Origin of the sequence: Acinetobacter guillouiae CIP 63.46 (genome assembly GCF_000368145.1) — a bacterium.
In the GTDB taxonomy this organism is placed as follows: Bacteria; Pseudomonadota; Gammaproteobacteria; order Pseudomonadales; family Moraxellaceae; genus Acinetobacter; species Acinetobacter guillouiae.
Genome location: NZ_KB849283.1, coordinates 963915 through 977748 on the forward strand (window position 1 = coordinate 963915; position 13834 = coordinate 977748).

Annotated in this window: 13 protein-coding genes; 7 read left to right on the forward strand and 6 right to left on the reverse strand. The window is 37.2% G+C overall.

The features are described 5' to 3' along the window. Nucleotides 1-10: 10 nt before the first annotated feature. On the reverse strand, nucleotides 11-1843 hold the full coding sequence (gene atzF / locus F981_RS09745; protein WP_035372142.1) for an allophanate hydrolase: 1833 nt from the start codon (nucleotides 1841-1843) through the stop codon (nucleotides 11-13). Between the two features lie 571 nt (nucleotides 1844-2414). Between atzF and F981_RS09750 the strand changes: the two genes are divergently transcribed. Next, nucleotides 2415-2687: a putative quinol monooxygenase gene (locus F981_RS09750; RefSeq protein WP_004721040.1), complete on the forward strand. Its 273-nt coding sequence runs from the start codon at nucleotides 2415-2417 to the stop codon at nucleotides 2685-2687. Nucleotides 2688-2733: 46 nt separating this feature from the next. Here the strand turns inward: F981_RS09750 and F981_RS09755 are convergent, their stop codons facing one another. Next, nucleotides 2734-3273: a type 1 glutamine amidotransferase domain-containing protein gene (locus F981_RS09755; protein ID WP_004721041.1), complete on the reverse strand. Its 540-nt coding sequence runs from the start codon at nucleotides 3271-3273 to the stop codon at nucleotides 2734-2736. 291 nt (nucleotides 3274-3564) lie between these two features. On the opposite strand from F981_RS09755, the gene dctA reads away from it, so the two are divergent. Then, nucleotides 3565-4848 carry a C4-dicarboxylate transporter DctA gene (gene dctA / locus F981_RS09760; protein WP_004721043.1) on the forward strand — a complete coding sequence of 428 codons (1284 nt, stop codon included), beginning with the start codon at nucleotides 3565-3567 and terminating at the stop codon, nucleotides 4846-4848. A gap of 263 nt (nucleotides 4849-5111) precedes the next feature. Here dctA and F981_RS09765 read toward each other — a convergent pair whose 3' ends face one another. Then, complete coding sequence (locus F981_RS09765) at nucleotides 5112-6338, reverse strand: MFS transporter (RefSeq protein ID WP_004721045.1); 1227 nt, start codon at nucleotides 6336-6338, stop codon at nucleotides 5112-5114. Between the two features lie 134 nt (nucleotides 6339-6472). On the opposite strand from F981_RS09765, the gene F981_RS09770 reads away from it, so the two are divergent. From F981_RS09770 to F981_RS09780, 3 genes are all read left to right on the forward strand, one after another. Next, on the forward strand, nucleotides 6473-7066 hold the full coding sequence (locus F981_RS09770) for a TetR/AcrR family transcriptional regulator (RefSeq protein WP_004721048.1): 594 nt from the start codon (nucleotides 6473-6475) through the stop codon (nucleotides 7064-7066). Nucleotides 7067-7262: 196 nt separating this feature from the next. Beyond that, a complete protein-coding gene (locus F981_RS09775; protein ID WP_004721049.1) occupies nucleotides 7263-7778 on the forward strand; it encodes a GNAT family N-acetyltransferase in 516 nt (171 codons plus the stop codon). 152 nt (nucleotides 7779-7930) lie between these two features. Next, nucleotides 7931-8740, forward strand: a complete 810-nt coding sequence (locus F981_RS09780) for a siderophore-interacting protein (protein ID WP_004721051.1) — start codon at nucleotides 7931-7933, stop codon at nucleotides 8738-8740. Nucleotides 8741-9005: 265 nt separating this feature from the next. Here the strand turns inward: F981_RS09780 and F981_RS09785 are convergent, their stop codons facing one another. The 3 genes from F981_RS09785 to F981_RS09795 form a co-directional block, all read right to left on the reverse strand. Next, complete coding sequence (locus F981_RS09785; protein ID WP_004721052.1) at nucleotides 9006-9785, reverse strand: TIGR03915 family putative DNA repair protein; 780 nt, start codon at nucleotides 9783-9785, stop codon at nucleotides 9006-9008. Then, nucleotides 9786-11045, reverse strand: coding sequence for a putative DNA modification/repair radical SAM protein (locus tag F981_RS09790; protein ID WP_004721054.1), 1260 nt, complete (start codon nucleotides 11043-11045; stop codon nucleotides 9786-9788). Nucleotides 11046-11513: 468 nt separating this feature from the next. Continuing rightward, nucleotides 11514-11936 (reverse strand): PACE efflux transporter, encoded by a 423-nt coding sequence (locus tag F981_RS09795; RefSeq protein ID WP_004721056.1) that lies wholly within the window; start codon nucleotides 11934-11936, stop codon nucleotides 11514-11516. A gap of 93 nt (nucleotides 11937-12029) precedes the next feature. Here F981_RS09795 and F981_RS09800 point away from each other — a divergent pair, with 93 nt between their 5' ends. Continuing rightward, nucleotides 12030-12953: a LysR family transcriptional regulator gene (locus F981_RS09800; RefSeq protein ID WP_004721057.1), complete on the forward strand. Its 924-nt coding sequence runs from the start codon at nucleotides 12030-12032 to the stop codon at nucleotides 12951-12953. Between the two features lie 139 nt (nucleotides 12954-13092). Beyond that, nucleotides 13093-13809 carry a tRNA (guanosine(46)-N7)-methyltransferase TrmB gene (gene trmB / locus F981_RS09805; protein WP_004721059.1) on the forward strand — a complete coding sequence of 239 codons (717 nt, stop codon included), beginning with the start codon at nucleotides 13093-13095 and terminating at the stop codon, nucleotides 13807-13809. Nucleotides 13810-13834: the final 25 nt, after the last annotated feature.

Here is a 13834-nt window from a genome sequence, read left to right on the forward strand (position 1 = left end):
CTTTCCCCCCTTAATTCGATACAGCTGGTACTGGATTATTTCGCTGTTGGATATATGCCCGCCATCCTCCCAAATGACTGATATTCTCTGCATCTTCCAAACCATAAGGTTCACAGATAAAGCCTTTTACCCAGCGCCCATCTTCAAGTTCCACATTTCCCATACCCAGTGGTGTCGGGATTTCTGCAACAAACTCCCCAAAACGAGCAGTTGGAATATCCCAAAGTTCTACAATAATGGCTTTCCCCTCAGCTTCATTACGTGCAAGGCCCGGTTTAGGCGGCACTGTCCCATTCAATGCATATAGAGAATATTTACTGGCAGTTTTGGTCGTTTCAATATGTACAGCATCTCTGCTGGTCAATTGAAAATTCAGTGGCATACCTGTTAAATGAGCCCCAACAACAGCCACACGGATATGATGATCAGATCGGGTTAAATTCAGTTGAGTAGATTTCAATTTTGCTTGTGTTGCCCCTAACTTTAAATCGAGATATCGCTGCCAGAGTTTTCCAAAATGAGTTAATGCAGCATCATGCCAAGCAGGTGCAATTAAAGTAATTCCAAAAGGTAAGCCGTCTTCTCGAAACCCTGCGGGTAAAGCCAGTGCACTTAAATCAGCCAAATTGGTGAAATTAGTATATGTACCAAAATGAGAGTTAAACTTAATGGGTTCAATTTTCATTTCTTCGATTGTGTAAATTGTGGGGGATGTTGGTACGATCAAAGCATCAAATTGAGCCAATTTTTCCTGAATTTCACGTGCCAAATCTTGTTTTAGATACTCTGCGTTGTAAGCATCAATCGCTGTGTATTGATAACCCTGTTTAACTATTTCTAAAACTGTTTGATCAAATGCTTCAGGATTTTGTTCGATAAAATCTTCTAAAGCAGCAGTTCGTTCAGCCACCCAAGGTCCTTGATAAAGTTGTACTGCGAGTTTTTCAAAAGCCGTAAAATCAATCTCTGTAATAGAAGCCTGAAAAGACTCAAGTAATTTTAGTGCTTGGTTAAACGCTTGTTCCGATTGTTGATCACCAAAAAAATTTAAAGTGTCGGGTATTGCAAAATTGAGTTTTGAGGTAAAGCGTGCTGGCGCTGTTTTTGGATTTTTCCGCGAGTAACTATCTCGCGCATCATATTTTTCTAATAGATTGGCAACATATTCAGCATCTACAACTGTTAAAGCAAAAATCGAAATACAATCAACAGTCTTACAGGCAGGCAATAGACCATTATTTGAAAAACGCCCTTTGGTTGGTTTTAATCCCACAATATTGTTAAAACCAGCTGGAACACGGCCAGACCCTGCAGTATCAGTTCCCAATGAAAAAGGCACCAGACCACGAGCCACTACGCTCGCTGAACCAGAACTTGATCCACCACTTACATAATTTGGATTAAAGCTGTTTTTAACTGCGCCATAAGGAGATCGAGTGCCAACTAATCCAGTTGCAAATTGGTCCAAATTTGTTTTACCGACGACAACCGCACCAGCATTTTTCAATAACTGGACAAGTGCGGCATCTTGTTCAGCAGGATGAGAGATGATCTTACATGCCGCTGTAGATACAAATCCTTTTACATCAATATTGTCTTTAACTGCGAATGGAATTCCATATAACGGAAATTGCTGATAAATATTCTCTAAGTCATGAGAATCGATTTGAAGATCTTCAATCTGTTGTTTGATTTGTTCGACAGTCGCAATTGAAATCCATGCATTATCCTGCGGATCAAACTCACTCACTAATTCACACAATTTTTCGATATTAATTTCACCAGTTTGATAAGCCCGTTGCCAATCACTAATCGTCCAGCCACTCATTTTTTCTAAGTACATTTTTTGAATCCCATCTTGTATACAAGTTTGAATTACATTTGCAGGATCCATGCCAAAAACTAACAATCTGTTTTTTATATTCTTTTTATATATGTGAGACTGATATGCAATAATTTAGATCAATTTTTTTTAGTCAAAATGCAAGCTTGCTATTTATGAGTGCAATATAGGATGGTTTATAAAATTGGTGCTCTACTTAGGCAACTTCATCCACTTGTTCATCTGAATAGATTGAAGTCTGTAGCGGTCAACTGCTTTTTAGAGTGAGTCAGCATCACCTTTATGCTCTTTCAAAAGCTCAAGTTTTTTTATGATTTAACTTTATTTTATCGTGGCGATCTTTTACGTTTTTTATGACTTTTCCTACAAATTTTTATTTTCTTATGTTGAGAAATATGACGATTTACGCTCTAAATATTAACCTTATATTTTAAGTATCACTTCTCTATAAGTAATATGTGAGCAATCCAATAAAAAATGCGTATTAAATTTTTACGCAATAAATAATAATATATAAGACTCGTCCTACGCCTACATAAAACAACAGCTATATTTTATCAATGAGAATGCTATGGTTAAGCTAAGTGGTCAGTTAATCTGTGTGTCTGAACAAGAATTAAATATCGTAATCAAGTGTCTTCCAGAACATATCAAGTTAACCAGACAAGAACAAGGTTGTGTTTCTTTTGAGGTCAAACAAAGCCAAAATCCCTTAATTTGGGATGTGCATGAAGTTTTTGAGAATCGACAAAGTTTTGAAAATCATCAACGTAGAATATCTGGTTCTGTATGGGGAATTAAAACCCAACATATTCAAAGATTATATGAAATAACACTCGATTAAAGGGCTATCTCAAAAATTTAAACTTTGTCTAACCTGCCCTATTCACTTATTCCAACTCTTTTAATATCGCCTCATTAAAGGCAGGAATATCATCTGGACTACGTGATGTAATGAGTACCCATCCACCCGTATTACAACGATGAACTTCTTCATCTGTCCAGTTTGCACCTGCGTTCTCTAAATCTATGCGAATACTTTTATATGAAGTCAAATTTTTATCTTTAATTCTTTCTGCATTGATTAAAGCCCATGGTCCATGACATATGGCAGCAATCGGTTTCTTATGGTCTGTAAAGGATTGAATGATTTTCTTAGCATTCTCATCAATTCTCAATTGATCGGCATTGACCGTTCCCCCTGGAATAACCAGCAGGTCATAATCACTTGGATCTACTTTTTCCAAAATCGCATGCGGACTATATGACACCGATTTTTCATCATCATGAACAACGGTTCGTACATCGTTTAATTCAATCGCAGCGTGTATGCTTTCTATGCCCTTGCTCGTCAAAAAGTCTAAAGGTTTTTTAAGCTCATCATGCTCAACGCCAGAATTGGAAGTGATGAATAGTACTTTTTTAGTCATTTTCTTACTCCAATAATACGGTATATTTCAAGCTAACAAAAAATACGATTGTAGATGTACAAGTTTTAGCTTCTTATTGTTAAATGTTTTAGGATATTGTTTTAAGGCTTGTTATATATCCTTTTTATTTTTTTAATCTATAAATAATTAAATAACACTATTAAGCAGCCTATGTATTAAACATCAAATACCGCCATAACAAAAATTACAGAAAAGACCAAAAATTATTCATTCAAAAAATGGCATAACTATTGCTTTTTTCAAGTGACCTTTTAGTTATGAATCTCCTCAATGAAGCTTATTAAACGCTCTTTATTTTTACAAGTGATGATTGCATTGGTGATTGGTTGTTTATTCGGTTACTTTTTGCCTCATATTGCGATCAATTTTCAAGTGTTTGGTAATGGCTTTGTCAAACTTGTCAAAATGCTGATTGCACCGCTTATATTCTGTGTCATTGTGTTAGGAATCTATGGTGCAGGAGACTTAAAAAAAGCTGGGAAAGTGGGAATAAAAACGCTGATTTATTTTGAAATAATGACCACTATCGCTTTAATTTTAGGATTAGCCGCAGCTTATATATTTAAACCTGGGCATGGTATGCACGTGGATATTTCAACATTAGATGCATCCCAAATGACCAAGTACAATGAAAATATCCATGCAGTTACAGGTATATCTGATTTCTTTTTAAATATGATTCCTCAAACCGCTGTGGGCGCATTTACAGGGAATGATATTCTGCAAGTGGTTGTCTTTTCAATTTTATTTGGCGTTGCATTATCTATGCTGTCTAAAGATGTCAGTGAACCTGTCGCCTCTTTTATTGACAAAATATCTCAAGTTATTTTTAAAATCATGTCCATCATCATCAAACTGGCTCCTATCGGCGTTTTTGGTGCAATTTCTTTTACCGTGGCAAAATTTGGAATAGAAACTTTACTTAATTTGGGCTATTTGGTCTTAATTTATTATGCAACTGTGATTTTCTTTGTGATCGTCATACTTGGTCTGGTATTAAAACTCTTAGGTTTCAATATTTTTAAGCTCATTCGCTATTTTAGAGAAGAAATCACCATCGTATGTGGAACATCATCTTCTGATTCAGTATTACCACAAGTGATGTATAAACTAAAAAAATTAGGGATAAAAGACTCCACTGTAAGCCTAGTCATTCCATCGGGTTACTCTTTTAACTTAGATGGCTTTTCAATTTATCTCACCCTTGCTGTTGTATTTATCGCGCAAGCGACAGGTGTTCACCTAACAATTTCAGACCTCATCATGATTCTTTTAATCACCTTATTTACCTCAAAAGGAGCACATGGCATTCCTGCATCAGCGATCGTTGTACTCGCTGCGACTTTATCCAGTTTTCCTGTTATCCCGGCGATTGGCTTGGTATTGATCCTTTCAGTGGATTGGCTGATTGGTATTTTAAGAGCAGTAAGCAACTTGATTGGTAATTGTGTCGCAACTTTAGTGATTGGTGTATGGGAAAATGATGTTGATAAGAAACGTGTACATCAAATGTTAGATGATCCGAACTGGGCAAAAAATGAATTGAGCAGTTAAAACGCAATTAACACATAGTGGGGAAAAATTAGAGTTTTATTCTGTAGCAAAACCAATGCACTACATAACCAACGCACTATTAGCAACACAATACGCTTTAGATAAAATCCTTTAACGCTATCTTAAGCACACATATTTCATAAAAACCATTTCCGCATTGAGTCGCTGAAATGGTTTTTTTATGAATCACAGTTATTCACTTAAACTAAAGCCCTCAATCGAAGACCATTCCAGGAAGCACACACAAAAAATCGTGCTGATCATCATGACGGATCATTTGATATGGCTATGCTGTGATTATCTATGCTGTCATTAGCCATACGGTAATGTCCCCATAATACAATCACCAACACCATACCCCCTGCGCATAATGCAACGAGAAAACCCGATCTTAGCCCATAGCCATCAACCATTTGTCCAGAGATTGCGGCTCCTAGTGCCACACCAACATTTAACCCAGCCAGTAACCATGTCATACCTTCCGTCAGGCGATGTTTTGGCACAATGCGCTCAACCAGTGTCATTGCGACGATCATCGTCGGTGCAAAAAATACCCCTGCCAGTAAAACACTACTTGCCAACATCGTAATACTATTCACCCATAATAAGGGTAATGTACTCGCTGCAGTTACCACGCCTCCGAGTAATAAAAGATGCTGTAAAGACATTTTCAATTTAACTGCACCAAATAATAAGCCAGCTAAACATGAACTTAACGCATATGCTGAAAGCACCAAACTGGCAGCTGCAGGCTGACCAAGATGTTCAGCAAAGGCGACACTAACGATATCAATCGTGCCTACAATGATCCCCATTCCAACCATTAACAATGTCAGCAAGCGTATCTGAACAAGCATAATGATTGAGCCGGAACGCTTATGAGTTAAATCTTGTGTGTCGATTTGGGGTTCTGTACCTCGTTGTAACACCAGTAAAAATACACCGATAATCAACAACAATGTTGCAACCAGTAAACTTGCTTGTGGTAACACTGCTACCGATAAGCCAACAGACAATGGCGGACCAATAATAAAGGTGACTTCATCTAGTACTGTTTCTAGTGAGTAAGCGGTTTGTAATTGAGCTTGTCCAGCATATATTGCCGTCCAACGTGCCCTTACCATGGCAGATATACTGGGCATAAAACCCGCCAATAATGCCCCCACAAACAACGTCCAATCAGCTGCCCGCCACCATGAAGCAAATACCAATATCAGTAAACCGATACTGCTGATCGTTGTTACGATAGGCAGTATGCGGCTTTGTCCATATTGATCAACTAACTTTGATACTTGGGGCGACACTAATGCGTATGTCAATACGAATACCGCAGATACTCCACCTGCCAGCGCATAACTCCCCCTCATTTGAGACAACATAACAATGATACCAATGCCGGTCATCGGTAAGGCAATCCGAGCCAATAGCCCAGCCAAAGCAAAACCTTGGGTCCCTGCGACAAAAAATAGTTCTCTATATGGACCAATCATCAGACTCTCCTGAATACAATCTCTTGCAAACATATAAGGATTCAGTAAAAATACATACATTGCGTATGAATAAAGCATACATTCATACGCAATGTATGTAAATAATCATACGAAATGTATGTAAGGAGAAATTGATGGTTCGTCGTACACGTATTGAAATGGAAGAAACCCGTGCTGCACTGATCGCAATGGCTCGAAAAGTCTTTAGTGAACGCGGTTATGCCGATACCTCAATGGATGATCTCACCGCACAAGCAGGTTTCACTCGTGGTGCGTTGTATCACCATTTTGGTGATAAAAAAGGATTACTGGCTGCAGTCGTCGCACAAATCGATCATGAAATGGATCAACGTTTAGATATGATCTCCGAACAAGCTAAAGATATTTGGTCAGGATTTAGTCAGCGTTGTCATACTTATCTGGACATGGCAATAGAATCAGAATATCAACGCATCGTACTGCGTGATGCACGGGCGGTATTGGGTAGTGCATCTATAGATTCGCAACAGCACTGTATTGATTCTATGCAAAGACAGATAGCACAACTTATCCAGCAAGGAATCATTGAGCAAGCTGATCCGCAAGCACTCGCCTGCTTAATTTATGGCAGTTTAGCTGAAACCGCGTTTTGGATAGCTGATGGTGAAGACCATAATCAAAGACTCAAATCTGGAAGAACAGCACTAAACCTTTTACTCCGCGGGTTATTGATTAAAGTAGATCAATAAAAATTCTGATTACTATGAGTACAGGGATTAAATTGAAACTCGATATTCAGAATAAAGTCAGAAAACTAGGATCGATATCCCTATTGATGACTTCAATTTAGGATAGTTTTTAGCTTAAACCGATCCTGATTTTAACTATGTATCTTTTGTCTGCTATACGATAAATTAACTGTAATTCTGAATTTTCGAGGTTTTTTTGAACTGGAATAATATAGAGATCCATTTTTCTCAAGTTGTTTTAAAACCATTTACATCTTTAGATGCTGATGAGGTATTTCAGCATATTACTCCCACCTTGACTCGATATATGGCTTGGGATCCTCCGCAAAGCCGTCAAGAGTTTGATGAGATTTGGCATAAATGGCTAGAGAATATTAAAGATGGGAATGAGTTAATTTTCGTCGTCAGAAACATTGCCAATCATGATTTTCTTGGCCTTGCAGGACTGCATCAAATACAAACGGAAACACCTGAATTAGGCATTTGGATTCGAGAAGATCGACATAAGTCAGGATTTGGTAAAGATGCGGTAACAAGCATGGTTCATTGGGCTTCTGTTAACTTGAGTTTTAAAAATTTTATTTATCCTGTAGCTGTCGAAAATTATGCCAGTCGCCATATCGCAGAATCTTTAGGTGGGGTTATTTCTGAGTATAAAAAGAAACCTAAATATGATTCTGTAACCTATGCTATTCCTCCTCATACTGCATAATACCAATGGATAGATTGAATTGTTTATGATTTATTGATGATGGATACTGAGCATATTTGCAGTTTTGCAATCAACTCATGCGGTAATGGTGGCATTTTCATGTAAAAGTCGATACGATAATGAGAATTATTGTTATTTATATGGAATAAATCATGGCGCTGAATGCACATCGCACTTTTATTCAAGTGAAAGAGAAAATATATCTAGGTCCAAACTATATCCGTATTATTTTTGACTGTGCAGATGTTGAGAAATTCAAACACACTAGTATTGGTGATAACAATAAAATTTTTATTCCAAGGCATGATCAAACCACAATAGAAATTCCTGATTTTGATTTTAATCAACGTAAATGGATTGTCAGTAATCCTGAGATGATGCCAGAAATTCGGACTTATACCCATCGTGATATTGATTTAGTCAATAAAACTCTAACCATCGAGTTTGCAATGCATGGTACAGATACGGTGGCTTGTCACTGGGCAGATCGTGCTCAACCTGGAGATCAAATTGGCGTAACCATGTCTACTGCCGCTAAAAATTCAATCCCTACAGGACTAAATCATTATCTCATTATCACCGATGGGACGGGACTTGCAGTCACTCAAGCGATCTTAGAAAAATTAACAGCTGATGCCAAAGTATATGTCATTGCAGAAGTGGCAACTGTAAAAGATCAAATCGAACTGCAGACGCAAGCTGATTTAGAGCAAATATGGCTGTTCAATCCGAACCCGCTTCAACAAAGCTTATTGGCTGATGAGTTGTTACGCCATCCTGAATTCATTAATCTACCAGCAAGCCGTTTTGCACATATTACCGCTGAACTACAAGCTGTACGCGCATGTCGTAATATCTTAAGAAAGCAAAGTGATTGGGGCAAAGAAAATTGTTATGCCTGTTCTTACTGGCAGATTGGGAAAGCAGATAATGAACGACAGTCTAAAGTGCTAGATGATTAAGCCCAAAGTGAATAAATGATCAATCCCGAAATATCTGATTTATATTATTTCGGATAGATGCATTAAAACCTTATAAACTAGCATTTATAAGGTTTTTGATTCCCAAAAAACTCAATTGAAAAAACACGAGTCTTAGAAATATAGAATAATTAGAGAATCAAGTTTAATACCTAAGAACTGACAAATTTCCAAACTCATTCATGAATGTAATAGAGAAAATCAGCTACACATCAAAACCAAACCCATATTATTGATTTAAAGATATTTAAATCGTTTTCTCATTCATATAGCGCCAATATCGCTTTGGTACATATTGAATATGCAGTTTAATGTTTTTTCGCGCTGAAATATTTACACTGTTAAAATAATCTTTCCAAAGCTGATCATATAGAACCTCTTGATGATCTAATTCAACACTAAAATCCTGACTAGAGCCTTGATGAATATTTTGATCAATTTCTAAGACATTCATATTGACTTGATGAACCTGTCTTAAATCATAATAGATACCAAAATTTCGTTTTTCATCATAAATAAGCCAGCGCTGATCTTGATATCTGGCTTTAAAATGCTTTTCGATCAAAGGCAAAACATTGAAATCTGGCTTAACCAAGCTTAAAAATAATTCATCTTTACACTTTTTAAAGCGAACAAAAGCTTCCATACGATGTTTTTCTCTTCCCACTTGTTTGGCCCATTTTGACAGTGCCAAAACATCTGGATGGCCATAATCTCGATCAATCGCTTTTTGAGCGAAGAATGCATAAACACTAAAATTAAACAGATGTTGAAAAGCATCTTCCTGTTCAGATAAAAAAGTATAGTAAAAATTACGTAAACCACTTGCTGAAACTTTTAACTTTAGGCCTTGCCAAACTCTATTGGCTTGAGCGTCATTGGATTCAACAAAAATCGTTTCATCAAATAAAGCGGCTTGGGTGTTATTTTCACTTGAGACAATGACATCAAACTCTTTAAATTGAAATGCACGAAATACACAGCACAAAATCCCTGTCATGGTCCCATCAAAAATATATTTCGCCATTTAGAATAACAAGTCCAACTGGGGTGAAAGTTGTTGAGTATATTTTGAATGCCCTGTCTGTAATATTTTCTGGCGAATTTGACTGGGTAATTGATCTTTTAAAAATGGTGGAGTATCTGCACAACGAATAAAATGCATTGTCCTATTATAAGCAATCCCCAATTTTTTGATTTGATCAATATGAATTTTACCAAAGCGACGTGCTTGAACAATCTTTTTAGCTGAACGCACCCCAATTCCAGGGACTCTTAAGATCATTCGATATTCAGCTTGATTGATATCGATAGGAAATTGTTCAGGATGACGTAGCGCCCAACTCAGTTTGGGGTCGATATCTAAGTCTAAATTTGGATGCTTTGCATTGACAATTTCAGTCGCTTCAAAGCCATAAAATCGCATTAACCAATCAGATTGATACAATCTATTTTCACGCAATAATGGCGGTGCTGAACCCACTGAAGGCAATGCTTTTTCTTCATCATTAATCGGAATATAGCCCGAAAAATATACCCGTTTTAGTTTAAATTCTTTGTAGTGACGATCAGCCATTAAGATAATATCTTGATCCGTTTCATTATGTGCGCCCACCACCATTTGAGTTGTTTGTCCTGCTGGAACAAACTTCGGCACAGTTTTTATAATTTTTCTTTCATCTTTAAATTGAATCAAACGATCTCGAATAATACCCAAATCTTTTTGCACTTCATCATGGGTTTTTTCAGGAGCAAACTTTTTAAGGCCTTCCGCGGTAGGCATTTCTAAATTGATACTCATCCGATCTACATAAAGCCCTGCCTCATGGATAATCTCCTGTGAAGCACCTGGAATCGTTTTAAGATGAATATAGCCATTAAAGTTTTCTTCTAATCGTAGCTTTTTAACGACTTGTAGCATGCGCTCCATGGTATAGTCTGCTGACTTAAAAATTCCTGAACTGAGAAACAGGCCTTCGATATAATTTCTTCTATAAAAATTAATGGTTAAATCAACAACTTCTTGTACCGTAAAAGCAGCTCGTTTGACATCATTAGAACGGCGAGAAACACAATATGAGCAATCAAAAATACACACATTGGAAAATAAGATTTTAAGCAGCGACACACATCGACCATCTTCGGTATAACTATGGCAAATTCCAGCCCCCGTATTGCCTAGCCCACTGTCTTTGTTTTTACGGTTACTGCCACTGGATGAACATGACACATCATACTTCGCAGCATCTGCTAAAATTTGCAGCTTTTCTCTAATACGCTCTGTCATCACTCACACCTAATTTTCCGAATGAACTTTAGTGATTATATAAATTATGAGCGGTCAACAACGGCGATTTCTTTATTGTTGCGACATGAGCTGTCGTATAAATTTAAAGCATTAGGGTCTGTTGACAATTCGTCTATGTTTGCGACTACGTGTGTTTTTTAGGCGATACTAGGCGCGAAATACGTAATTTAGTCATTCTAAATGAGTAGTTCGTAACGACGTAGCGGCAAAAAACACGCTAGTCCCGAAGGGTTGTGGCTAAAATTATCTCAGCCTACGTTATGAAACTCGAAAATAGTCTCGCTATTCTCTTCGTTTCATGCCTTGCCTGCTCAATTTTAACCTACAACGCAAGCCATTTATGAAATGTCAACAGACCCTAAATAGAAATTATTGTGCTAGAAAAACCTACATTATTTGCCCATTCAATTGAATGGGCAAATAACTTAAGCAGAAACAACTACATTTTTAAGCTTGAGCGGAAAGTGGAACACCAAATAATCGATCAAAAGACCAATTAAAAATAAAGGTATAAATTGGAATGATAACAATTAAAGCCGCATCTAATAAAAATGCCTCTAGAAAACTAATATTCATCCACCATGCAATCAATGGAATAAGAAAAACCACCAAGGTTAATTGAAACCCAATCGCATGAGCTATACGGCGTTTTACTGTACGTTGACGTAAAGTTTGGCGTCTTTCCCATGCTTCAAAAATTAAGTTATAAATAAAGTTCCAGCTCACAGCAATCGTGGTAATCAGGAAAGCCAAAGGCCCCGTATGGGTTAATTGTGTACCCGAAAGTAGTGCCAGCCCTAAAGAAGAAATACCTAATCCAATGATTTCATAGGTACTTACATAAATTACTCTACGTTTAAGACCTTGCATAAACTTACCCAAACAGATTTTCAAAAAAGCTATTTTAATTTCAGTTATAATTATAGATAAAGACAATAGCTTTCAGTTTGACTGATACCAATTATGAATTTCACCAGCGAAAATATAGAATTATTTGTAAAAGTACTGGATACAGGCTCTTTTTCTGCTGCGGCTCGTGCCTTAAATCGAGTACCATCAGCCGTCAGTATGGGTATCGCAAATATCGAAGCAGAATTAGGCTTACAGCTGTTTGAAAGAACACCCCGCAAAGTGATTCCAACAGCTTCAGCACTTGCCTTAGCCCCACAAGCAAGAATCATCTCAGAACAATTAAAACAATTGAGTAAGCATGCTTATGAACTGTCCTTAGGTTTGGAGAGTACTTTAAAAATAGGGGTTGTATCAGATGTAAATAATCAAAAACTTTTACAATCTATTGATAAACTTGCATCAAAATACCCGTTGCTCAATATCGAAATCATTACTGCGCCACAAGATGATATTTTGCATTTACTGTATTCAGAACAAATCACAATTTGTTTAGCGGGTTCAGGGCAACATATCAAAATGCAAGAACATTTGCAGTTGGTCAGCATGGAGGTTGTTGTTGCAACTATATCTGCAAATCATGCCTTGATGAATCAAGCAGTTCATCCTATTTATATCGAGGATTTGGTTAATGTTCGACAAATTGTTGTTGCGAGTAGTGCGCTTGATATTGCAGATTTGAGATCGGTAATTGCTGCATCTTACTGGCGAACCAATGATCTACAAACGGCGATTGATATGGTTGAGATCGGCTTAGGATGGGGAAATTTTCCATATTCATTGGTTAAGTCACATATTGATGATGGGCGTTTAATCCAAATTGATTTTAAAAATACCTACAATCAACTTTCTGTTCCGATTTATCTGATTTGGTTAAAAGATAAAGCACTACCTAAAGCATCGCGCGAATTAATCGAGTTAATTAGACAAAGTCTAAATGAACATAACGACTCTTTGAGTAACAGCAATACTCTCTGACTCAGCGCTCGATAGTGATTTTATTTTATCCAATTTTCATTGTAAATTTATTAGAATTGAATGAAATTCTATAAAAAATTTGACTTGCGAAGCTCAGCACTTACAATACGCCTTTTAGATTTCTAGTATTACCTAAATCATGTCAAACGATCAAATTGAAGCACAAATTGTAGAATTAGACAATTTGCAAGAACACCGTGAAATTGTGACATTTATGCGTAGATCGTCACCACTCAATACTTCACAACGTACTGCGCTTGAACAACATCGTGATTTAATTTTGGAATACCCTGTCGGCGATTTACGTCAACACTTTGAACATCCTGAACGCCCACTTACGGTAGAAATTGGTTTTGGTATGGGCCGTTCTTTGGTTCTGATGGCAAAAGCCAATCCTGAACGTAATTTTGTTGGAATCGAAGTGCATGTACCTGGTATTGCGCAATGTGTTTATGAAGCAGGTATAGCGGAAGTTAAAAACCTCCGTGTTTTAGATGCAGATGCAATTCAAGTTTTACGAGAAATGCCTGACAATAGTATCAATACGGTTCAACTTTATTTCCCTGATCCTTGGCAGAAAAAACGTCATTTTAAACGTCGTTTTGTTTCTCATGATCGTATGCCATTGGTTGAAGAAAAACTTGAAATCGGTGGTACATTCCATGCTGCAACAGACTGGGAACCCTATGCTGAATGGATGCTCGATGTTTTAGACAATCGCCCTCGTTTAGAAAACTTAGCAGGCAAAGGCAATAGCTATCCTCGTCCGGACTGGCGTCCACAAACCAAGTTTGAACGTCGTGGTATTGAGGCAGGCCATAAGATTAATGACTTTATTTTTAAGAAAATAAACTAATGATCTAAGAAAACTAGACTGAGTC